Origin of the sequence: Chelativorans multitrophicus (assembly GCF_011317445.1) — a bacterium.
GTDB classification, from domain to species: domain Bacteria; phylum Pseudomonadota; class Alphaproteobacteria; order Rhizobiales; family Rhizobiaceae; genus Chelativorans; species Chelativorans multitrophicus.
In genome coordinates this window covers 20,975-42,794 of the sequence record NZ_JAAAPL010000005.1, presented here as the reverse complement: position 1 = coordinate 42,794, position 21,820 = coordinate 20,975, and the positions used below count along the sequence as shown (strand labels likewise).

At 59.9% G+C, this 21,820-nt stretch carries 23 protein-coding genes and 1 pseudogene; 10 read left to right on the top strand and 14 right to left on the bottom strand.

The genetic code is table 11. From position 1 onward, the window contains the following. Window positions 1-3 precede the first annotated feature (3 nt). Window positions 4-468, top strand: a complete 465-nt coding sequence (locus GNP00_RS19765) for a c-type cytochrome (RefSeq protein ID WP_011578860.1) — start codon at window positions 4-6, stop codon at window positions 466-468. An 18-nt stretch (window positions 469-486) separates the two neighbouring features. Here GNP00_RS19765 and GNP00_RS19760 read toward each other — a convergent pair whose 3' ends face one another. The 4 genes and pseudogenes from GNP00_RS19760 to GNP00_RS23455 form a co-directional block, all read right to left on the bottom strand. Then, complete coding sequence (locus GNP00_RS19760) at window positions 487-999, bottom strand: hypothetical protein (RefSeq protein ID WP_011578859.1); 513 nt, start codon at window positions 997-999, stop codon at window positions 487-489. A gap of 33 nt (window positions 1,000-1,032) precedes the next feature. Continuing rightward, window positions 1,033-1,305 (bottom strand): hypothetical protein, encoded by a 273-nt coding sequence (locus tag GNP00_RS19755; RefSeq protein ID WP_041544197.1) that lies wholly within the window; start codon window positions 1,303-1,305, stop codon window positions 1,033-1,035. 53 nt (window positions 1,306-1,358) lie between these two features. Then, window positions 1,359-1,924 (bottom strand): annotated as a pseudogene (locus GNP00_RS19750) (RHE_PE00001 family protein). 55 nt (window positions 1,925-1,979) lie between these two features. Further along, a complete protein-coding gene (locus tag GNP00_RS23455; RefSeq protein ID WP_246259407.1) occupies window positions 1,980-2,144 on the bottom strand; it encodes a hypothetical protein in 165 nt (54 codons plus the stop codon). Window positions 2,145-2,240: 96 nt separating this feature from the next. Between GNP00_RS23455 and GNP00_RS19745 the strand changes: the two genes are divergently transcribed. Next, complete coding sequence (locus GNP00_RS19745; RefSeq protein WP_011578856.1) at window positions 2,241-2,771, top strand: hypothetical protein; 531 nt, start codon at window positions 2,241-2,243, stop codon at window positions 2,769-2,771. Window positions 2,772-2,863: 92 nt separating this feature from the next. On the opposite strand, the gene GNP00_RS19740 is transcribed toward GNP00_RS19745, so the two are convergent. After that, entirely contained in the window at window positions 2,864-3,463 is a 600-nt protein-coding gene (locus GNP00_RS19740) for a L,D-transpeptidase (RefSeq protein ID WP_011578855.1), read from the bottom strand. 332 nt (window positions 3,464-3,795) lie between these two features. On the opposite strand from GNP00_RS19740, the gene lspA reads away from it, so the two are divergent. Beyond that, a complete protein-coding gene (gene lspA, locus GNP00_RS19735; RefSeq protein ID WP_011578854.1) occupies window positions 3,796-4,167 on the top strand; it encodes a signal peptidase II in 372 nt (123 codons plus the stop codon). A 175-nt stretch (window positions 4,168-4,342) separates the two neighbouring features. Here the strand turns inward: lspA and GNP00_RS19730 are convergent, their stop codons facing one another. Continuing rightward, a complete protein-coding gene (locus tag GNP00_RS19730; RefSeq protein WP_343037190.1) occupies window positions 4,343-5,293 on the bottom strand; it encodes a pPIWI-associating nuclease domain-containing protein in 951 nt (316 codons plus the stop codon). A gap of 264 nt (window positions 5,294-5,557) precedes the next feature. Here GNP00_RS19730 and GNP00_RS19725 point away from each other — a divergent pair, with 264 nt between their 5' ends. Beyond that, a complete protein-coding gene (locus GNP00_RS19725; RefSeq protein WP_157037975.1) occupies window positions 5,558-5,863 on the top strand; it encodes a hypothetical protein in 306 nt (101 codons plus the stop codon). On the opposite strand, the gene GNP00_RS19720 is transcribed toward GNP00_RS19725, so the two are convergent. The 4 genes from GNP00_RS19720 to GNP00_RS19705 form a co-directional block, all read right to left on the bottom strand. Then, window positions 5,860-6,273, bottom strand: coding sequence for a TniB family NTP-binding protein (locus tag GNP00_RS19720; protein ID WP_157037974.1), 414 nt, complete (start codon window positions 6,271-6,273; stop codon window positions 5,860-5,862). The genes GNP00_RS19725 and GNP00_RS19720 overlap by 4 nt on opposite strands. After that, a complete protein-coding gene (locus tag GNP00_RS19715; RefSeq protein ID WP_041544195.1) occupies window positions 6,270-7,631 on the bottom strand; it encodes a hypothetical protein in 1,362 nt (453 codons plus the stop codon). The genes GNP00_RS19720 and GNP00_RS19715 overlap by 4 nt, the downstream gene beginning before the upstream one ends. Before the next feature lie 963 nt (window positions 7,632-8,594). Continuing rightward, on the bottom strand, window positions 8,595-9,404 hold the full coding sequence (locus tag GNP00_RS19710) for a competence protein CoiA (RefSeq protein ID WP_157037973.1): 810 nt from the start codon (window positions 9,402-9,404) through the stop codon (window positions 8,595-8,597). 318 nt (window positions 9,405-9,722) lie between these two features. After that, entirely contained in the window at window positions 9,723-11,234 is a 1,512-nt protein-coding gene (locus tag GNP00_RS19705; protein WP_011578850.1) for a DUF2235 domain-containing protein, read from the bottom strand. Window positions 11,235-11,477: 243 nt separating this feature from the next. On the opposite strand from GNP00_RS19705, the gene GNP00_RS19700 reads away from it, so the two are divergent. Both GNP00_RS19700 and GNP00_RS19695 read left to right on the top strand, forming a co-directional pair. Further along, complete coding sequence (locus GNP00_RS19700; RefSeq protein ID WP_157037972.1) at window positions 11,478-11,633, top strand: hypothetical protein; 156 nt, start codon at window positions 11,478-11,480, stop codon at window positions 11,631-11,633. 250 nt (window positions 11,634-11,883) lie between these two features. Further along, window positions 11,884-14,814, top strand: coding sequence for a DEAD/DEAH box helicase (locus GNP00_RS19695; protein ID WP_011578849.1), 2,931 nt, complete (start codon window positions 11,884-11,886; stop codon window positions 14,812-14,814). A 443-nt stretch (window positions 14,815-15,257) separates the two neighbouring features. Here GNP00_RS19695 and GNP00_RS19690 read toward each other — a convergent pair whose 3' ends face one another. From GNP00_RS19690 to GNP00_RS19675, 4 genes are read right to left on the bottom strand one after another with little or no spacing between them, the layout of a single operon-like run. Continuing rightward, window positions 15,258-16,796 (bottom strand): SAVED domain-containing protein, encoded by a 1,539-nt coding sequence (locus GNP00_RS19690; protein ID WP_011578848.1) that lies wholly within the window; start codon window positions 16,794-16,796, stop codon window positions 15,258-15,260. Window positions 16,797-16,806: 10 nt separating this feature from the next. Next, window positions 16,807-17,754, bottom strand: a complete 948-nt coding sequence (locus GNP00_RS19685; RefSeq protein WP_011578847.1) for an AAA family ATPase — start codon at window positions 17,752-17,754, stop codon at window positions 16,807-16,809. Beyond that, complete coding sequence (locus GNP00_RS19680; RefSeq protein ID WP_011578846.1) at window positions 17,754-18,269, bottom strand: HORMA-1 domain-containing protein; 516 nt, start codon at window positions 18,267-18,269, stop codon at window positions 17,754-17,756. Before GNP00_RS19680 ends, GNP00_RS19685 begins: the two co-directional genes overlap by 1 nt. A gap of 9 nt (window positions 18,270-18,278) precedes the next feature. Beyond that, window positions 18,279-19,244 carry a CBASS oligonucleotide cyclase gene (locus GNP00_RS19675; RefSeq protein WP_011578845.1) on the bottom strand — a complete coding sequence of 322 codons (966 nt, stop codon included), beginning with the start codon at window positions 19,242-19,244 and terminating at the stop codon, window positions 18,279-18,281. A gap of 159 nt (window positions 19,245-19,403) precedes the next feature. Between GNP00_RS19675 and GNP00_RS19670 the strand changes: the two genes are divergently transcribed. The 4 genes from GNP00_RS19670 to GNP00_RS19655 are packed head-to-tail and all read left to right on the top strand — an operon-like array spanning window position 19,404 to window position 21,671. After that, on the top strand, window positions 19,404-19,616 hold the full coding sequence (locus GNP00_RS19670; RefSeq protein ID WP_011578844.1) for a hypothetical protein: 213 nt from the start codon (window positions 19,404-19,406) through the stop codon (window positions 19,614-19,616). Next, the gene (locus tag GNP00_RS19665) at window positions 19,613-20,233 is read left to right on the top strand and encodes a GNAT family N-acetyltransferase (protein ID WP_011578843.1); all 621 of its coding nucleotides are present in this window, start codon (window positions 19,613-19,615) and stop codon (window positions 20,231-20,233) included. Before GNP00_RS19670 ends, GNP00_RS19665 begins: the two co-directional genes overlap by 4 nt. A 5-nt stretch (window positions 20,234-20,238) precedes the next feature. Further along, window positions 20,239-20,739 carry a helix-turn-helix domain-containing protein gene (locus tag GNP00_RS19660; protein ID WP_011578842.1) on the top strand — a complete coding sequence of 167 codons (501 nt, stop codon included), beginning with the start codon at window positions 20,239-20,241 and terminating at the stop codon, window positions 20,737-20,739. Next, a complete protein-coding gene (locus GNP00_RS19655) occupies window positions 20,736-21,671 on the top strand; it encodes an ImmA/IrrE family metallo-endopeptidase (protein ID WP_011578841.1) in 936 nt (311 codons plus the stop codon). Before GNP00_RS19660 ends, GNP00_RS19655 begins: the two co-directional genes overlap by 4 nt. Window positions 21,672-21,820 lie beyond the last annotated feature (149 nt).

Below are 21,820 nucleotides of genomic sequence, written 5' to 3'. Positions count from 1 at the left end.
CCGATGAAACGAACTGCCCCACGGGCTGCCGTCCTACTCGTTCTGCTGGCAGGGCTGGTGGTCGGCGGCGGCTCGGTGGCGCATGAAGGCGCGACTGGCGTCGTCGCAGAGCGCATGCATGGAATGAAATCCATGGCCGAGGACATGAAGGCACTCGCGGAAATGCTTGATGGCAAGCGCCCCTTCAGCGCTGACGATGCGAAGGCCCGGGTCGCTTCCCTTCATCATACTTGCCATCAAGCCCAAGACCTGTTCTCCAATGGCAAGAACGACCACGCGAGCCGGGCTCTGCCGGCAATCTGGGAGCATCCCGACGCGTTTGCGGCCGCAATGGCTGGTTTCGATCGTGCCGTTGAGGCGTTGATGACCGCAACACAGACGGCGAGTCTTGAATCCCTGCGCGCACCTTTTCTTGACGTCGGCCGGCAATGCTCTTCCTGCCACGAGGACTTCAGGCGTCCGCAGTAGCGGCAAGCGCCGCCGGCGTCAGGTTTCCACGCCGATGTCGTCGAAACTGCAATAGTAGGTCGTCCGGTCCACGGCTCCGCCGTCCAGAGGTATTCCCTTCAGGGTCACCGAGAGCACCTTACCCTCGGGAGACGTGCGGATAGTTCCCCTGATCGAGGTATCAGGATGATCATCCGGAGTGAGCGTGAAGGACGTCGTCCCAGTTGCCGTCGATTCCCAGACAACCGAACCGGAGTCGTAATCCCCCTCGGCGGCGAATGTAGGCTCCATGCGGTCCCACAGATAGAACTCCACCTCGCGCGAATCATCCCCTTCGGGCACCCGCCCCCAGAGCCAGTCTTCAGCCTTCGACCTTGAGGGCTGGATGTCCGCCACCAGTTTCTCGCAATCCTGGTCCGTCGGCATTGCCGAGGCATTCGGATACCAGAGATAGACGCCTACCGGTGGGCCTGCTGGACGTTCCACCGCAGAGGCGTCCGCCCCGACAAATGTCGTCATGGCAGCCGAAAGCATAAATAGGAGAAATTGCACGCTAGTCCTTCTTGCGAGCATGGCTTATCGAGCTCAGTCTGGGGACGGCATGACTTCGGGATCTTTGCCGAGCTGTCGCAGGGCCTCTGCAAAGGTGCCAGCCTGCTCGATTAGCTGACGGGCCTCTGCTGGCGATAGGCCAGTCAGCTCTGCCAGCAACTTCACCTCGTGATCGAGATCACTTGCGATTGGGAGGTCTTTCGGGCCCGATGGCTGCGCCTGGAGATTTTCAATGGCAGATGCCGCGTAGCTTTCCTCGGCGCCACGGTCTCGGCCTTCCCGTCTTGTGCTGCGCTCTTCTGCCATCCGGCCTCTTGTCGGACATCCCCGCACCACACTCCCAAGTGCCTGCGGCCGTCTCACAAAATCCCCCAGGCCCGAAACCTCCCCCTTCCCGTCATCTCGCGCAGGCCGAGCCCGCCAACGAGATTTAACGCCCCCTTGTCGTCACCTTCAACTCCTTTTCGATCATTGCGCTCGAAACGAGCGGTCGCGACACTGCGTATTCGATAAGCCAGGGCAGTTTTTGAGTGACCACGCCGCCCCTTGAGACGTCGCAGCATCTGTTCCTCGCCAAGGTCAGGCGATCGTGTTCCTTCAAGCCGAGCGCGGCCGCTTCCGAGACCGCGTCGAGGAAGGTCAGCAACCGCGTCGTCCTGTCGCGGTGACGTCGCCGTTCGTGGGCGACGACGCGCAAACCCGCATTGAGGCTGAACAGATGGGCAATTGTCTTTCGGCGCTGTCTCAGCATGCATTCGGCAAACAGGGGACCAAGCCAGGACTGGTGCTGCAGCGGAGCGATACCTTCCCAGGCGTCCCAAAGGACCGCCGCCGCGAGTACCGGCGGAAGGTCCGCGGCGCGGGCAAACGTGGCGCGCCATGCCTCAAGCCGGACATCCTCATCCCAATCCGGGTCGTAGATCAACGATCCCGCTCCGGTGCCGCTTCTGGGCCGGGCTGGGCGTGCGACCGCAACGCCGTCAAGGACGGCGCGAGCGCGCGAGGACCGTGTCGATGGCAGCGAATTCGTCGGCGAGGGTCGCCTCTTCCTCTGCGCCCGGTTCGGCATCGTCCGGCCTCATGGAAGCGGCGAGTTCGTCGCCCCCTTCCCTGTCCCGGACGACTGGCGGCTCGCCCGCCGGCATCCCGCGTGCGGTCAGGTGCCGCAGCCCTTCTCGCCCAAGCGCCCAGTCGGGCAGGTTGGAAAAAATCTGCGATGATCAACCATTTGCAGATCAATCATGTTGGACGCAGACGCTGACCGGGTCTGGATGGAGGCCAACAAACCGCGCCTGCTTATCGAGGTCGCCAGACCTTTGATACGCTTCATCCCCTCAAAGACCTTGGCACTGGATTCTGCTTGGAAAGCTAATAACCATTACGTCCGGATGCTGCTTTCAGCTTCGTTCCGATTGGCCGGCAGGTCATCAATATCGATCGGCCGCCCGAAGCTGATCGGATCAGATTTCATGATAACAGACGCAGCGATTTTTGTCAGACGGTGGGACCACTTGATTTCGGTGGAGAGGATTGCGGTCGACAAAACACGGTACACTGATCGGGTCGAGATCGACGCAGGTTCGGTAACGCTCCTTATGTCGCTCTTTGCTCGGTTCTTCTTCTGGCATCGGCAGACCGGTTGCTGTGCCTGGCGCGACGTGGGTTTATCTACAATGCCGGTTACGCGCCATAGCGACGATCCAAAGCTAAATCAGACGTTGCCCCGCGAAGAGGGACAGGACCGGGCAGATGCGGCACTGGGGCAAGAGTAAGAGGTTTGATGCCGCTGTTCGTGGTTACATTCAGGCCCACGTTGATTCGACACGGGCGTCGCCCCGGTGAGCCGCTTGAGAGCCATTCGCTGTCAGATGACCACTACGGTCGCCCCCACTGGAGTGCGCTCATAGAGATCGACGATGTCGTCGTTCGTCAAGCGAATGCAGCCGCTCGACATAGCATTGCCTATCGACCAGGGCTCGTTAGTGCCGTGTATCCGAAACATGGTGTCGCGCCCGCCGCGATAGAGATAAAGAGCACGCGCGCCGAGCGGATTGTTCAGCCCTCCCTCGACGCCGCCCGCATACTGCACCAGATGCGGCTTGCGCCGAAGCATGTTCGCCGTGGGCGTCCATGACGGCCATTCCGCCTTGCGGCCGATTTTCGCCTTGCCCTTAAGGGTGAGCCCCTGCTCCCCGACACCGACGCCGTAACGCATCGCCCAGCCGCCTTCTTCGACATGATAGAGATAGAATTCCGAGGTGTTGACGACGATCGTCCCAGGCGCCTCACCACCGTCGTAGGGTACGCGCTGTTTTCGGTAGCGTGGATCCACCCGGTAGTTCTCCGCGTTGAGCGCGACCGGCACCGGCTGCACCACATCCTGTATCGTCGACATGCACCCGGTGCTCGACAGCGCCAAACCGCCAAGCAACAGTGCTCGGCGCGTAATCGTCTCATTCCTCATATCTGCCCTCGAGAAGTCATCGCTACGTATCTGCCCCGATCCTCCTCCATTAGACCACGGGCAGAAGGCGCACTTTCGACTTGGTTGGTATGGCTCAAATACTCGATAATGCAGATTGATGGCAATCTGCGGCTAGTTGCGGTGCCCAGATCGGTCGCATCCATCCCGAGGATGGGGTCAGAACAAGAGCTGCTCAAAATCGTAGGCTAAGGCCGAACGAGCATGAACATCATGCTGCTCGTCGGATTGGCGCTGGCAGCCGAAGCGATCTGAAGCCTTCGGTCATTTGGTGCTCAGTATCGGTTGTCGACAGGATAAAATGAATCATAGTCTTGCATTATCATTCACTTACGCCTCTCTCCAACCTGACCCTCGGTTTCAATACGGGTGTCAGTTTCGGAATGTTCCGTGAGCTCTTCCTCGACCGCCCATTGATGCTCGCCGGAATCAAGATGGTGATCGTCGCCGGCCTTCTCCTCTGGGCTATGAGAACGCCAAAGCCATTGGAGATGGTTGGTCTCGGCCTGATCGCCGGCGGTGCGATGGGCAATATTGTGGACCGGATAAGTCAAGGTGCCGTGACCGATTTCCTCGATTTCCATGTCGGAAGATGGCACTGGCCGGCCTTCAACATGGCGGACACGATGATAACGATCGGCGTCGTCTTGCTGATCGCCGGCTCCTTTTGGCCGGTGAGGTCATAGGCCCTTACTGCATTGCAGCGGCTTCCCAACGACATCCCAGTGACGGCCCTGGGCGCGGTACCGGGAAGGTAGGCTCAGGGCGACCGAGCAAAGATTTGCTGTGCGCACACCTCCGCCGTACTATGGTCGACTTCGAGATCAACGTTTCAGAGATCCGAAGCCGCAGCAAGGCTTGCTAGAGCGCGACCGCCGCAAGGAACATGATGCCGCCCTCGACGCGCTGGCGGATGTGCTGAAGCTTGGTCAAGCCGTGCTTCCCCGCCGCGCCGTGCGTTGCCTCGTTGAAAACATGGAAGAGCTGGAGAATGTCTTCAATGTCCTGCTCAACAAAGCCGAGCATTTCCGGAGTATCTGCCCCCTTCTGCTTTAGCAAATAGCGGATTTTGGCGCGGCGCGACGGACCTGTCTTGTTGGGCGTCAATTCAGCATTTGGGTCGGCCTCAAGAACGTCCTCGTTGTCGGCCCACTTGTCGAGGATCTCCGTGAAAATCTCGCGCACGCTCGTGCAGAAGTGCCGGGCGGCATCCGGGTTAATGGGGTTGAGGGCGTACAATGCCCCTTTCCAGCGGTCGCATAGGTCTTGGGAGAACCCTGCAAGGTATTCGAGGATACCGGAGTCCTGTTCGGGTTGCGGTGCCGTAGGGGCGTCAGTGGCCAGAGCCTCGGCCACAGTTGCGCTGCTCTCAGCCTCCCGTTCCGACAGCGACAGCAAATCGGCGCTGCTCAGACCGGTGCGTTCGACCCTCTCGTAGCGCTCGTTCAAATCAAACGTTGAGGTCCGCACCTCGATGTAGCGCGGGCTACTGAGTGCCCTCAGTGCGGAGATCCGGCGCTGACGATCGCGTTCGACCGCAGCGTTGTGAGAGCGCACCGCCTGTTTGTACTTGTTGACCGCGGCCGCAGCGTTCTGATTGCGCTGCCTGACCCGCCGATTGTGGTCGGCAACGACCCGCTTGTTGTGCTGTTTTGCCCGGTCGATTTCGCGATTAACGTCACGCACCCATTTGTCATGCGCTGCCTTCGCTTGGCGTTGGGCGCAGTCAATGTCCTGTTCGAACTTTCGAACCGCCTGCTTCAGCTTGTTCTGGCGCTGCTGCATCATGCTGCGGAACTGTGAAGGTGTCACTCTCCGGACCATGAACCCCCCATTAAATCGATTGCGAAACAGTTGGGCGTGCCCTCGCGTCACTTCAAGGGCAGCACCGAGGCTTTCAACAGCCTCCTTGGCCCGTGGCGTTCCTCCCAAAACATGTCCGTTTCTGGACAACGGCAGGAGCCATTGGAATGACCGGATAGGCTGTGCGAAGCGGACGTCGACGTTGATGTGCCGTTCAGAATTAACTGTCGCTGTCCGGAATTAAGCCGATCTTCGGAGGTCGTCTCCGCGCTCGTGCAAAAGCTTGAGCGCATCGCTGCCACACGACATGACACGAAGTGTGGTCTCGATCCGGGAAAGACGAATGCTACCAACGCCGTTGGTAATGGCAGCGCAGTTCTGGAGGAGGTGGCAAAGCGCGCGAAGGGAGGTGTTCTCACCATAGATAACAATCGCTTCGTAGGCGTCGGCTCCCTCAACGTTGTGTTCCGCGCCGATCCTAACGCAGTCCTCCCGCGTGGGCTGCCCGATCTCGAAACGCATGCCGATACGGCTTTCGATCTGATCCACAGCGTGGGTATAACGCCTCGTGCCCGCTAACCGATGAGTGTTGCCGGCGAGCAGTAAAGCGAAGCCGCAGCGCTCCTGAAGATGCAGCAGCTCCCGCAAAACAGTGGGTGTGAAGTTCTGATATTCGTCCACCAGCAACGGGCGCGTCGGGCCGTATCGGGCGCCCAAAAGTTCATGCAATCCTTCGCAAGATCGTATGTGTGCTTGCTGTCCTTTTGGACGCCGTAGGCGTCGTGCAGCATCAGGAACATCGGCCTGATAGCCTTGGTATGCTGCGCAACCTCACAATAGGCAGCTCCGCTTTGGGCGGCTATCCAGTTGAGCGCTACAGTCTTTCCGAGTCCGGCTTTGCCGACCGCAAGCACCGGATATCGCATCTTGACCGCCGTATCGAATGCAGCCCGCACCGTGAGCGCGGCGCCGGTTTCGATAAACGTCATCCGACGATCCTCTTGGCCAAATCCATCTGAGCGGCTATGCGCTCGTCCTGTTCGCGTCGGCGCTCTTCGGAGGACGAAGGCCTCTTCGGCATCACGATCCGCGCCGGCCGCTGAGACTGGTCGAATGACACTTTGCCCGCCGGCTCGTTGGGGATGACGTCAGGTTGAGCCTGACCAAGCGCTATCAGCCGAGCTGCAACGTCGATTTTCGGGACTGAGCGAACCATCTCCACAATTGCATCGCGATGCGCCTTTGCTCGTGCTGCCGTGCTTTGGGAGCCACGATGATCAAGTGGACGAAGTGCGACGTCGGCGGTTGCGATCCCGAGCCTGTTGCCCTTCATGTCCAGCACAAGCAGCTCGGCCGGCGCATGATAGACAGGCTCGCAGACCAGCACCTTATCGTGCATGTACTGCCACAACTCTTCGCAGGACCACCGACGCCCACGGATCTGGAACGCGCCTTGGATCACGGTGCGCTCGACACGGCGCGCTACAGCCGCTCGGACCTCATCCCGGCTCATGGTGATCGCTGACCAGCCGGCAGTAACGTGCTGTTGAAAAGTGGTGTTGGGGGAGAGCCCCTTGAGGCCGCTCTGCTTTCCCGTGGGCACGCTGTGATAGGCCTTCAGGAGACCGAAGAACGCCGGAACGAAATCTTCGAAGGTGCCATATGGCGCAACCGTCCGGCCGATCGCCTCTTGGCGCTTGTTCATACGGTTGCCGGCAATCCAGCCAGGCAGCGTGCTCAGATAGCGGGACTCGAAGTCACCGAACCAACGTTCGATTGGCTTTGCCGGGGCGTTGTAGGGCAAGGCGTTGATAACTCGCATCGAGCGACCTGGCCCATGGCACCCGGGGACCGTCAGTGTCATGGCGTCATCCAGGTACGTCGCGAACCCGTATTCCCTGCCATTATCGATGTAGAGGGCTTCAGGTAGGCCAAAGGCTGGATGTTCCACCATGGCCGCAAATACTTCGATCACATCACGGTTGTTGACGCCGCCGCGCGTGTCGAATGCGATCAAATCACACCAGACGCGGCCAGTCGCCCAATCGAGGAACCCGATCAGCTTCGCAGTACAGACCGAGCCGTCCGCCCGCGTCAGGTGGATGTCAATCGGGTGCACGTCTCCGACGACCAATTCCATCGGGCGCATGCCTTCGATGGAGCGCCGCCCGCGTGGGCGGCTGTCCTCGTAAGCTTTGCGGTTCGTTCGAAACTGGTGGGCCTTCCGATAATGCAGCTCTTCCGAAACGAGCGTCCACGGGATCGAACAAATTTGCTCGAAACTCGCCAGATTATTGGGGCGGAACTTCCATGACCTGGTTGTCTCGACCAAGAAGTTGCGCGCCAAGATCTTGACGTGTCCCCAAGCTGCGCCAGAAGGCCTCGGATTTCCTGTTTTAGGTCCTCTGCAATCCTGGCCTTGGTGATAGAGTCAAAGGGTACCAAAGCATCCCACTGCCGGCTGATGACGACACGTTTCTTTCCTTTATCCGCTCGGTCGCGCCGGCCTCGGCATGCAGTCGGCTTCGGACGGTTTTGAACCGGCATTTCAATGGGCTTTAGACGGAGCTGCAACTCGAGTGGGAGGGAAGTCGAGTTGACGAGATACTGCTTGCCCGCGTTGCCGCCCTTCCCCCGGACAACGCGCACCTCCGGGGAGTGTCCTCGCCAGTTGCCACGCTGGCAGGCCTTCCAAACTGCCTGCCGAGAGATTCCTGCCCGCTTGGCGAGCAGGTTGAGTGGCACGAACTCTTTCCTGGACATCCTGCGCTAGTCCCGAGCAGCGGAACGGAAACCACCGGTTAGCAGCTGGAGTTGTATCTGTCGTGACAACCACACCTTGCATCGCCACGCAGCCTGAGGAAGCCTCGAAAGTGAAAGCGCAGAGCTGGACCTTCGTTGATGGGGCTGCTCCGGTTTACCAATCCTGTCGATCTTGGTTGACCAATCTGTTGACGACCGTGAGCGGGTTGACCAACAAGGGCGCCTATATTCTGCGCAAATCCAATCGCTTAATGCCAATCCAGAATTAGCTGTCATTGAGGCCATTGGTAAACCCGTTCTTAAGATCGGAAAGCCCTACCCTCAGCCAGAAAACCCTCCTGTTTTCAATCTAATAGGCCAACCAACAGCGTCCCATAATTCCGGACTGGTAAACCCCGTGAAATGCCAAATATTTCCGGACATCACAACGGAACTTCCAAATTGCCTCTTATGCGACTTTGGGCAAACACACGGTGAACAGAACCACAACAGCTGCGGTACATTCCCTCTACGCGATCGTGACCAACGGCCGTGCAAACGTTGCGGTTTAATACCTTGGTCGCCGACGGCGGCCGAAGCGTTTAGACCTTCCATTCTGGCCTAGAGGAAGTCCGTAGAACCGCCGTCTGGCGTTTAGTTCAGCGATCATTCGTTCACGCCTCAAGCCGGCAGCAATCGTTTCCACTATCGTTCGGCTAGGAATGATTTGGGGCCTCTCCCGAGCTGCCCGAAGAAAGGCGGGCCGCGAAACTGCCGCGATGACAGCCTGTCCTTCGGCCCGCTCAGGCAGCAAGCACCAAAGCGTAGCGAGCTTTGTGCCGGACTGTTCGATAGCCTCACGATCGAAAAAGACCGGCATTGTGCAGTTAAGCCACCCAGCCGGGAAGCACTCCTGTGGCCTCTGAGTAACAAAAACGCCCTTCAACCACGTCGGTCTAAGAAGCGTGCGTCCACTGAGAAATCGTGGGCGATCTCTTTTCAGGCGCGTTCCATCCACAACCCAAACCATATTTTGATAAAAGGCCTCGCGCGCTGACCGTTCCTTTTCAGGGAGATGTGAGTGCTGGAATTCGATAACCAGGCCACTCTCGGTCCTCACATCCGCTATGTGTTTCTCTCCTGCGTCGTCAAGCTGAATCGCTTCCTGCCAGCCCGAAGCAAAATGGCTCTTCCACATACGATGCCATACGGTCTCAGGTTCCCACCATGGATCGCAGGTTCTCCTGCTGCGATGCGCCCAATGCCAGATCTTTCGCGTCCCACACTTCGCAGTCATCGGCTCCGAGCATCCAGGACAGTAACCAATTGACCCTGGCGACGCTTCCGACCGCACGCTGTCTACCAATGCAAACCGCATGATCTTCTCCACATGTTTCTAGGGCCGAATGCCATCGTAGTCGGCAGCCGCTGTCTTGTTTGAGGAGCTATGTCGGCAGCGCGGCCAGCTTGAGCTGGTGCTGTTTCTTTTTATCTTCGACGTACTAGGCCAGCCTGTCGTCGGTTATCATGCGGCTAAGCGAGGTGCCCGGCGCCGCCTTTTCTCAAAGCACGTGAAGAGGATAGCTCATCGTCCAACCCAGTCAAGTGGACGCACTACGCCAGGGATTGGACGCAAGATGGGCTATTGAAGAGGAGAGCCCCGGCGGAACACTTCCGATGGACAACGGATATTCTATTAATAGTAGGCGCGAAACTTCTCATGATTCCGCAAGGCTTCAGGGCGGTAGGGTCCGGATCCAGCGCATTGGGGAACCTGCGTGAGTTGGAACCGCTCTTCTACGGTAGGATGGACGGGAGCCTCGGGATTAATTTCCCGGATATTGGTCTTCCATCCGAGGCCGCTGGTGAACCGGCGCAGCCAGCGGGGGATGCGAGCCTCCAGGACATCCTGCATGCCCGCGACCTCACAATGCTGCAGGCCATCGGCTCTCGGGAAGAGGTGAAGGGGTGTCCCGTCTTCAGACGTCTGCGGCAGACGTTTGCCGTCAACAATCACTGGTCCGATCTTAAGGCCGTCGGGCACTTCCAGCGCCTCTTCGATCATCCATTGCAAGGCAATGTCCGAGAGTCGAGATTCACTTTCCGGATAGCTGCCGCCGATATCGGAGTGATTGCCGGCGAACCACAACTGTTTGAACGTTCGGACGCCATTCCGCTCTTCTGGCATCTCCCTGGTTGGGCCCCAACCCACTCGAGCGAAGTCTTCTCTCGTTTCATCGATGGCGTTCGCAGAACGCGCATATCCCACAAATCGGCTGAGCAGGCGGTCGAAATGTTCTCCTTTCCACTCGGCAAGATGAGAGGATTTGTCGCCGGGGTGGGGGAAGTCGCGTATGACTTTTCTGATCGATCTGCGCTGTTGCCAAGTAATCAGAACACCGCCAGCGACCGCTGCCAGCCCGACCAATGCCAGCATCGAGCACCAGAAGGCGAAGCCGAAAAAGGAAAGAACACCGGCCACTACAACCGCAGGCACAAACGCGAGTGCCGCTGCGAGCAGAGCAGCGCCGGCAGCTAGGAATATCTTGATGCCGATCGCCAGCGGACCTTTGACGCCAAGAGCCGCTACCGTGTCAAACACGCCGATAAAGTATGGTGACGCGTTTGAGCGGTGGGGTTCGCCGGATTCATGATCGGCGCCGTATCGAGCACGAAACCTACGTGCGAGCTCCAGCCTTTCGTCCTCAAACTTCGCACGCGGGTGCCCTGCCCCGTGCTCCAGTACGTTGTGAACCGCACTGCTCGCGATATCACGGACGGCCTTCCTGAAGCGGGCTAACGGTTGATCCCCATCGCGGCTGGGAATCCCGCAAAGCATCAGCAAGTTCGCCACGCTCCGTACCGTGTAGGCTCCCCTGCTGAAGCCGAACAAAAAAATCCTGTCGCCAGGTTCGTAGTGATTAATCAGAAATTCGTAGCAATCGACGATGTTGGTCGTTATCCCGCGGCCGGACACGGAAGCCAACGTCTTTTGCACCCAACGCACTACACTCGTGAAGCCGGTGGCCGTTGTTTCGGTCCCAAGACCAGGATCATAGAACGCCACCTGTTCGCGAGGATTGATGTTCGTTTCGGGACTTACCCTGCAAACGCGATACATCTTGTAGATGTTGCTCAGGCGCTGCTCGACCCGGATGCCGCCTTCCTGACCGGTACCGTCGGAAAAGATGACGATGTTTTTTGTCATGGCCCGCTCCTCTTGGGACGACAATATATTCGCATAATGCGCTGGTGTTTCCCGCAGCCGGTGGCGATCCACAATATTCACTTGGGTCGAGGTCGCAGTGGGGGCTGCGCGATCAAACCGCAAAGGGAGCATGCCCCTCGGAAGATCGATTGAATTGACCGAGGGCGGTAGCCAGACTTGAGCGGCACTTCGTCTGTGCGAACGATTCTGTTCGCTCTCGGCTCAAACGTTGATGAGCGAGCCGTGCGCAATTCTCCGCTGTATGTGCGGATCTTTCAGCATGATTGCGGGCGGGCGGAAAACCGCACGTCGCTCGAGCCCGACATCACGAGCGTCGAGCCGGGTGAAGTTGGCGCCGCGACCTTCGCCGCAGTGACCCCGCGCAACAATCGGAACTGACAGCAGACCTCGTGAAACTCACGCGGCGACCAGAACGCCAACCGTTTCGACAGCGGATATGTGTCCTCCTGCTCAACAGGATGCAGTGTGTCCCAGTCACTGTCAGAGCCCTTCGGATTGGCGTTCTCGATGTGCCGCTCCCTAATCTAGCATCGCTAACCTCCCGAGCACTTTGAACTTTGTCGGGCACCAAGCATGGATACTTGCAAAAGACGCCGGAATCATCGTGCAATGCAGGTTGGGGGACTAGATGCCATACTTTGTCGATAATGATCTTGCACTGAATCTGATCGGCGCGCCTAACACCGGATTTCGCCCCGGTCAGCTGGGGGCATTGCACTCCGTGTTGGCGCATTTTTCCGTTTACGATGAGCCAGCGATCCTTTCCTTGCCGACGGGCTACGGGAAAACAGCGCTCCTAATGGCTCTGCCGTTTTTGTTGCGGGCGAAGCGAGTGTTAGTCGTGGAGCCATCCGACGCCTTGCGGCAGCAGACGACCAGCCACTTCAAGGAACTATCCGTCCTTCGTCGCCTCGGCGTCATTGCGGCAGCTACTCCCAACCCCGCGGTGCTCGGTCAAAAAGGTGCGCCCTCCGATGCCGACGCGTGGACGATGATCGCCGTACAGGACGTTGTCATTTCAACGCCTCAAAGTCTTTCACCCGCAGTCGCCCCGGGAGCCGCGCCCGACCTCTTCGATCTGATCATCTTCGATGAAGCTCATCACGCGCCAGCCGACACGTGGGCAGCCTTCCTTGAGCACTATCCCCAGGCGCGTTTTGTCTTCCTGACAGCAACGCCTTTCCGCCGCGACCGAAAGGTCATACCGGGTCGCATGGCGTATTGGTATCCGGTGTTGAAAGCATCGAAGGAAGCCGCGTTCGGGCGGGTGAAATTCACGTCGGCGCCAGTTCGCAACGCTAACGACGATGACGAGATTGATCGGTCTGTTGCACGCACGGCCGTTGCCCAATTACGAGCTGACCAGGCAGCTGGATTTGATCATCGCATCTTTGCACGTGCTGCGACAATTGTCTCTGCAAGGCAGCTGGTAGCCGTCTATGAAGAGGCCGGCGCACGGGTAAGGGCGATCGACAGCCATGCGTCGAAGCGTACACAGGACAAGGCGGAGGCCGAGCTTCTCGCCGGCGAAATCGATGGCGTAGTCTGTGTCGACATGTTTGGGGAGGGCTATGACTTCCCCAAACTAAAGATCGCAGCGCTCCACGCACCGCACCGGTCCCTTGTTCCTACTCTGCAGTTCATAGGCCGCTTCGCGCGTACGAACGATGCCGCGACTGGCGATGCAACGCTCGTTGCGCCACTCTCGCGACTGAAAGAAGCCTCAGTCAAGCTGTTCAAGGAAGGCGTCGACATCGCGGAGATGATCGATGAGGTCGCGCGCGCGCAGATCGCGGAAGCCGAAGCCGACCGAGAGGTTTTGGATTTTCTCAAGATCAGCAAGCAGGCCGACTCCGACTACGATTCCGTGACCCCTCTCCTGCTGGAACTCTATGCGCATGCGCAAATCTTCGAGTGTCAGCGCCAGCCGGACTTCTTGCTTTTTGGAGACGTCATTGGTCGGAACCTGAGAGTGGCCAAGCACTGGACATCAGATGACGGGCTGGTGACCCTGCTTCTGACCGTAGACACCTCGCCTCCCAACTGGGCAACCTCCGATGTTCTGGTGAACGTGCGCCATGACGCATTCCTGTTGGCGTATAATCAGGCATCGCGCCTGTGTTACATCGGCTCGACGCGTCGAACGGCCCGCATCTATCTCGACCTCATCCAGACGGCGCTGCCCGACGAGCATCGGCCGATCAGCTACGAGCGCACGCGCCGTGCCTTAAGTGGGCTGAACAGCCTTAGGTTCTACAATGTCGGCCTGAAGAACACAGCCGTAAACTCCCAGGCCGAATCTTATCGCGTGATGACTGGACCGGCGGCGGAGCGCGCAATTACCACTGGTGATGCACGTGCCTATTCGCAAGGTCACTTCTTCGGAAGCGGCGTGGGGGAGGACGATGTACGTGAAACAATCGGCGCCAGCAGCAGCTCGCGTATCTGGTCTAACCAACGCCTCACAGTCGCGGAATACATCGAGTGGATCACCGAGCTGAACGGAAGGCTTGGGGGCGGCGGTGGGATCGCAGCATCACAATTAGACATCATCCAGCACGCGCGAACCTTGCGCCAGCTGCCGGAGCACATCATTGCCGCCGGCTGGCACAAGCAAGCTTATCGCCTTGCGCCGCGCGTCCGGTGGAGAGCCGGAGCCGGCGCACCTTGGACTTACAGAATCGTCACCGATCTCGAGCTCGCCAATTTCCAGGTAAATGCAGCCCGTTCGACTATGACCTTCGATGTTGTCTCCGATACCTTCAGCGAAAGCTTCCGCTTCAACCTTGGTGGCGGAGCCTTGTTCACGAAAGTCGGGGCACGCGATATCGACATCGTCACAGGCTATGACGAGTGGACGGACCTGGCGTCGTGGCTATCCCATCATCCTCCGGTCTTTTACGCGGCCGACAAGTCGTCATTCCTGGGTGTCAATCTTATTGCCGCAGCAGCCAATGTCGTCACGCAGCTTCGCGATGGCGATGCCGAGGCTCTCGCCTGGGACAACTGCAAAATCGACATGGAGTTCGGGCCTGACCAGCCGGATGGACGACTGACCGTCCACCAGTGGCTGGAGCGGTATCTCAGGGCGACAGCCGGCCTCGTCGCGCTCGTCTATGACCACCGCAGCGGAGAAGCAGCCGACTATATTGCGTTCGTGCAAAACCCGGACGGCTCCGTTGTCGTCAGGCTCTATCATTGCAAAGCCGCGGGCGGCGCGCCTTCTGGCGGGCGCGTCGGCGATCTCTATGAAGTGTCGGGCCAGATGCTGAAATCCATCGCTTTTTGCGATGCCGCAGTGCTTATCCAGCACGTCCAACATCGCATCAATCCGGGTCATCACCGCCACCCTTCGCGTTTTGTATCAGGTGATTTCGACGCCACGAAACAGGCGCTTGAAAACGCTCCTCCGACCGGACTGACATTTGAGATCTTCGGCGTGCAGCCAGGTATATCGAGAGCAGCCGTGGATCAACACCTCGCCGACCTGATGGTCTATGGCCTGGATTACGCGCAGCGCGGCGGGGCCGCCAAGGCTCAATGGCTGATCAGCGCCTAGGCACCTGCGGCTGCTCTGGGACGGACCGGTGCGTCATTTTCTGTTTCGGCATCGCCTCCCGCTTCCCGCGTATGCGGGATGGTTTCGTTGAACCTGCCTCCTCGACACAGGGAGCCTACCTTCGTCGACGAGCTCGTCCAGTTGTCCTCCGATCGCCTCCCAGACCCCCATAGTTTGCACCGATGGCGTCGCAGGCGGCGGCCAGCTTCTTGAAGTGGGTTGAAACTAAGGGCCTTAGAGGTCAGTTCGACTTGGCATCTGATCGAGGGTGACGCCACAGCCTGCCATGTCGCCAAGGTGGTTGTAGGTGGGCTTCAGGTGCGATCTCCACCTCCAACACGGTAGCAGCGATGTCCGCTTTCTATGGAGTCTGAGAGCGCGGTGCTAGAGCAGGTGCCGGCCTGGGGTGGGCAACCGTTCCCAGGGAAGTTTTGGAGCGCCTCTCAGGCGTTCTTCGCCGGAGGAAAGCCCAATGGCAACGTGAGCGCTGGCGTATAAGACCGATCTCGTGCGCCATCGAAATCGAATTCGTACAGGCGAACTGAGCCGAGGACCGTCTGGCGCTGGCCAAGAAAGAAAGTGAAAGCGTTGGGCGCGGCGATGAACAGGTGCACGAGGCCTGCGCGATCGACCCTTGCGATACGGGCAGCATTGGTCGCCGCGTCGGCGAGCTCAAATGCGTGGCGACCGCAAGCGACCGACTGGGCACCGGAGCCGGTACTCGGTTTCAAGATCAATAGCCGTCCCACGTTGGGAAGCTTGGCGTTGCAGTACCGGCGCACGTCTTCCGAAACGTCATGCGTCAGGCCGAGTGCGACAGCAAAGTCAGGCTGATCCGGACGAAGCTCTACGGTTTCCGCGACGAGGATTGGCCAGCTTGGATCGGAGATCACATCGTCGGCTGCCCAGATGCGTCGGCCCGTGCTCCGCTGCTCCAGTTCGACTTGGCGGCCGGACTTGATGTTGATAATCGAACCCGCGGCGAAGGCGAGCGTGACGTGAGCATCGAGTGCAAGTCGCAGTCGCGGCTGATCCTTAGCCGCCGCGAGAAGGAAAGACCGGAGCGTCGGGTACAGCGTGGTCTCCCAATCGCTATCACTGCGGATGTAGCGTTCGTCAAAGGACGGGATCAGGTCGAGGACGGCGTGACAGCGCTCCTCGAGCCGATCAAAGGCGTGCTCGAACGACTTCACACCATAAACGCGTGGTCCGCCTTGGGCTGGGCCGAGCAGATTCTCGCGCGCGCAGACCGTGCGGAAGCCGGCACGATCAAACTCGAGGCGCCCTTGCGCCATCCATTGAAAGACAAGATCGTCGTAAGGAAACACGCTCTGGTACGCGGGTATTCGATGCAACCCGACCAGGCCGAAGAGGATGTCCAGGTGATCGCGGAGAGCATCGAGCGTGTCCGTGGCCTCGCCGAAGGCGAGTGTGCGCGCCAGGAGCCGAAGCTCTGCTTCGTCAATGCCGAGGTGCTCCCGCCAAGCCTTGCGCACGGCGCCCGCCTTGCTGTTGTCCGTCACGGAGCCATAGAGCCGCTCGAGCCGCATTGCGCCGGAGCGGTTGCCCACCATCTCGCGCAGCGGATCGTTACGATCAAGACGCCAATTGGTCACCAGCTTGAACCTGACGCCACTCCCCTCGGGGGCATAGGCGAGCTGCGCCTCGCGTGCCCTCTGCAGGAGGGAGCGCGCATTGGCGTTGATAAATTCCGGATCAATGAGATGCGCGTACCCATAGCTGTCAGGCGTCACATGCCATTTACATTGCATGTGCTCGCGGCGCAGCGGGTCGCCGTATTGGTCGACCGCCGTCCGTGCCGGGTCATACTCGACCCAGATATCATCGAAGCTCTTCGGCCCGGTCTCGAAGCCGACCCGCATGACCGGGCTTTCGGGATCGAGCAGGCGGGCAGCGTGCCACCAGAAAAGACGCGCCTGAAAGGTATCGCCGTCGCGCCGGACGGTCACCGCCTGGGTCATGATCACGTCCTCATGCAGTCGCCTCACCGCCCCGGAACGGGGGCGTTGGGATCATGCCACGCGCGATCTCAACGGCACGTACGCCATCCACGGCGCGGGAGGGATAGGCGTCCAGAACGATTGCCGGCAGCAGCCGTTGGGTCAAATCTGAGAAGGTGAAGCCGTAGTCCCGCGTACCGCGCTGCGGCCCGGTGGCAGTGACGAGAGCGTCGATATGATCGCGGCCGAGACCAATGGGCTCTAGGCGGCTCGACAGCACGAAGCAGCGCTGCTCCTCGCCAGGACGAGCGAAGCTAAGCACGTCAGCCGCACGCCTCCGCACCGCCGGGTCGAGCGCGTTCAGGCGATTTGTGCACATCAGTACTGCGGCCGGGAGCTTGTCGTTGGCGATGCGGTCGATGCCGCGGATGAACGCATTCACACCGGCCCTGTCCTCGTGGTGCATCTGCGCCGCCTCGCGCGACTGGGCGAGTGCGTCGGCCTCGTCGACGAGAAGGATCACGGCCCCGCGCGCCTTGCCGGAGGTGGACTTGAGCTTGGTCGCCTCGGCCACCGTGTAGTCGAAGGCGGCGGAGAGCAGCTGTGTCATCTCGCCGACTCGGCCCTGGCCGCGTGTCGAAAGACTCAGTGGCAGCAGGGTAATGTCGATTTTCTCCTGCCGCGCCACTGCATCGCCAATCGTCTCGGCGAGTTCCGTCTTGCCCGAGCCGACGTCGCCGGCGAGTACGACCAGCGGAGGTCGGCGCAGAACCGTGTCGAGGAGCGCCTGGGCGCCGGGATGGTGCCGCTTCGCCCAGTCCGTAAGACCTGCCGGATTGACGAGAAGGCCAAGGATCTTGGCGAGGCGACCCTTCTGGTCATCGAGACCCACAAGCCGGGCGAGCCGCGCCTGTGGTTCGAAGTCGGGATAGGTGATGCGACGCTCAAAAAGTTCGTCGAGGGTGGGCTTGGTGTTCATCAGAAGCTCCTGACGCAGGCGCGGTCGAGGGCTCGACCACCGGCCGAATAGGTGCGGTCATTGGCGAGATAGCCCGAGATACCCGGCTCGGGAGCTCCACCGCGGGAAAAGGGAAGTCTTCCTTTGAAGGCAGCACGCTCGGCCTCGGTCAGTTGGAACCAGGCGGACGTGTAGGTCATGTAGCTGTAGAAGGAGGCGCCTGTAATGTTGGCCCCCGGTCGTACACGGCCAGGATCGTCGTCATTGGCCGCTGCGCCGGCGAGATCGCGAGCAGTGTACCGCAGCGTCGGTTCGATCCAATTGCCGTTCCTCTTGAAACCGTAAGTGACGGTCTCGAGATAGCCGGCCTTGAGCATTTCTGTGGCCTCGGTTTCAAATTCCGCAATCTCCGCGTCGGAGGGGCTGCCGTAGAAGCGCTGCATGCGCTTCAGGTCGGTTGCGACCTTGGCGGCCATGTGCCGCGCATGGGTGACCGTGAAGGTCGCACTCTCCGAGTAGCTGTAGCTCGTGGACATGGATCGACCTCACACCTGGAAGGAGGAACCGAAGACCTTCTGCCAATAGGCGACGGTCAACTGTTTGTTGGGGGCGGCAAGCGCCGCGTCGATAGCGTCCCCGGCATCGAGTGCCGCCTCGACAATGGCGTCGGCGTTTGCCGCAGTATAGAGTCGTGCAACGTTGTTGGCGGCATTCACCGGATCGATGATCTGCACCGTGTCGGAGAACGTGCTCACCGACGAGGCGGGGTAATAGTCGCTGAACACGATGCGCTGCCGGAAATCGGTTCGGGCGATGTAGGTGAAGAAGTGCTGGAGCGCCTCCGGGTAGTCAGAGAAATCCAGGCCGTCGTCGCAGAGCTTGGCGAGAACCATCTCGATCATGAAGGACTTGAAGCGGAAGCCGTCGCGCTCCTGCTTCATGCGCCGGGCCCAGAACTTCGCGAGTCGGACCACCTGCGCGAAATGCTTCTCCTGTGTGCGCTTGCGCTTGGCGGCGAAATCCAGATGGAGCGGAATGCTCGTCTTTAGAAATGAGCCGTCATCCTGGCTGACGAGGTTTCCGTACCATTGCGCGTCGCCGTCATAGAGGATCGGCACTACGTCGACATCGAGCCCTGTCCCGCGGAAGGAGACCGTGACAGAGTAGGTCTGCGGCTGCACCTGGTCGGGGCTGAAATTCGGAAACGCCTTGCGCAGCCGCTCGGCCAGATAGTCGAGCAGCGCCTGCACATCCTTGGGCGCGTCGGCACCGCTAATATAGCAGGCTACGTCGATGTCGTTGAGGGAGCGAAGCGCCGTGCCCTTCGCGAGACTGCCCGAAAGCAGCATCTTCTTCAGCGTGAAGTCCGGATGTTCGCTGAGATAGCCCTCCAGCTTCTCGCGAAGGCGCCGGGCCTGCGCCCGATACTCATCCGCTTTGTCTTTCGGCAGGTTCACCTTGTCCTGCGCGAAGGCGGCGATCTCATCATGACCGACATGCTGCCGTCCCATATCCCACTCCTGTTGGCCGGCGGCCCCAAGGGCGGCGGCGTGTTGGGATCATGATATAATGGCTAAAATTTAGCTATTCAAGTGGCATAAAATTGGCTATTCACCGTTGACAAAAATCCTTTGATTCTCTATATGCTGTGTTCAACGACGGAGGATGAGATGACGGCGAAGCGGACGATGACGCTGAACCTCACCGACGCCGAGATGCGGGTTCTGGACGAACTGTCAGTCCGGAAAGACATCACAAAGACCGCCGTGCTCCGGCAGGCCCTGCGCCTCTATCAGACGATCGATGCTCGGGTCGAAAAGGGCGAGAAGCTCCTGTTCGAGAACGAGGCGACGAAGGAGAAGGCGGAGCTGATGCTTCTATGACGGTCGATGTCTCGACGATCTATCTTCTCGACGTCGCGACCGGGGAGAGTGTCGAAGCTGAACTGCGTGATGCGATCGAACAGGCGCAGCTCGACGATTGGCAGACGAAATGGCAGCCCGCCTTGCTGGCGGTGCTCCAGGAACTCGCCCGCAAGGGCGTGCCTATGTCACAGTGGCCGCAAAGCTGGCACTGGAATTGGGCGCAGAAAACGGCTCGAGTGCAGGGACTGTTGGCCTTTCGCGGTTTCAGCGTTGTCGCCCGTGGCGAGACGCAAGGCCTGGCCCAAGTCAACCTGACGAAGGCGAGCCGGGAGCCGAGCCAGGTCGGCAAACCGCTGGTTTACCTTGACTACCTTGAGGTGGCGCCTTGGAATCGACCGGAGCTTGGAGCAGCGCCGCGACTGCGCGGCGTTGGTTCGGCCCTGATAACGGCCGCCACCGTGTTGAGCATCGATGAGGGCTTCAAGGGTCGGCTCGGGCTTCATTCGCTGCCCCAAGCGGATGCCTTCTACCGCAAGATCGGGATGACCGATCTTGGACAGGACCCGGCATATCAGAACCTGAGATACTTCGAGATGACCCTCGAGCAGGCTCGCGCGTTCCTCGAAGAGGAGTGAGAACGATGAAACTTGAACGCAGCAAAGAGTGGTGGATTGCTCGGGCACGTCGTGAAGGCGACGCCGTCATCGGCGCCGGCCTGCTCGCGTTCGACCCGGCAGCGGACGAGCGCCCATCGGGCGCGCAGAGCGCAGTAGTTGAGGAAACCCGTATCGCCTTCGGCAAGTTCGTGAATCTGATGCGCCGCCGCCGTGGCTTCTCGATGGAGCAACTGGCTCAGGCGGCCGACCTCGATGCAAGCGAGTTGCTCGTGATCGAGGACGACGTCCACTACGTTCCGGAGCCCCGGACCGTATTCAAGCTGGCGGAGACCTTCGAGGTATCGCAGCGGCGATTGATGCAGCTTGCCGGATTGGCGGCGGCGAACGATGCTGGCTTTCGACAGGAAGCTGTAAGATTCGCCGCGCGCTCCGAGGCCGTGCAGAAGCTGACCCCAGAGGAAAGCTCAGCACTCGAAGCGTTCGTCGCTGTCCTGAGCGAGCAGGAACCCAAGCGAGTGAAGTGAGAAACGTCAGTCTCGGACATCGCACGATCGCCGATATCGATGGACAGGTTGCCAAGGTCCTGCGGGGCTTGGGCAACTCTGAGCCGCCCCTTGACTTGCGCATCGTCCGGGATTTGCTGAAGCTCGATCGCGGCTACTACAGCACCACGGACGACAGCCTTCTGCGCGAGACTCTCTCGCGCATGAAGGTCGCCGGCCGTCAGGTTTTGCTGCGTCCAACGATCCTGCGCGACGCTGTGCGCAGCCTGAGTCTGAAGGCCTTGTACTTGCCGGACCAGAAGCGGATTCTGCTCGACCAGGATCTACCGGCCCTGAAACATCGCTGGAACGAGGCGCACGAGATCGGCCACGACATCATCCCATGGCACGTGGGGATGATGCTGGGCGACACCGAGCAGACGCTGACGCCAGCCTGCCATGAGGTCATGGAGGCGGAAGCGAACTACGCGGCGGGTCAGATCCTGTTCCTCGCCGAGCGCTTCGCCGCGGAGGCGACCGCCTCGGCGCCAAGTCTGGGCCTCGTGCGGAACCTGAGCAAGGCGTTCGGCAATACGATGACGTCGACGCTCTGGCGGTTTGTCGAGCAGGCGCATGGCGGTCGGCCGATTGTCGCCTTGGTTACTGGCCACCCGCATCCAGCTCGGCGCAAAGCTGATTTTGATGCCGCGAACCCATGCCGCTACTGTGTGGAATCGCCACCCTTCCGCGAGCGTTTCGGCGGCCTCAAGGAAACGGACTTGTTCGCGGCAATTGCCGGCTACTGCGGTTCGCAGAGCGGCGGAAGTCTCGGCCAAAGCGAGATTATCTTGCCTGATCGCAATGGTGATCCGCATCTGTTCGGATTCGAGACATTTTTCAACCGTCACGAGGCCTTAACGCTCGGGCTTTGGCTAAAGCCCCACGCTCGAGGGAGGGCTGTTCAGGGCCTCTAGCGAGGCCGGCGCAGAAAAGGCAACCAGCGGTCAGATTTGCGGATCTTGGATACGGCTGCCTTGAGCCCGATGAGAAATCGGACGGTCGTGAGTATATATGGTTAGGTGGCACACGGCGCCTATTGAAGCGCGATCGAACAAACCCAACG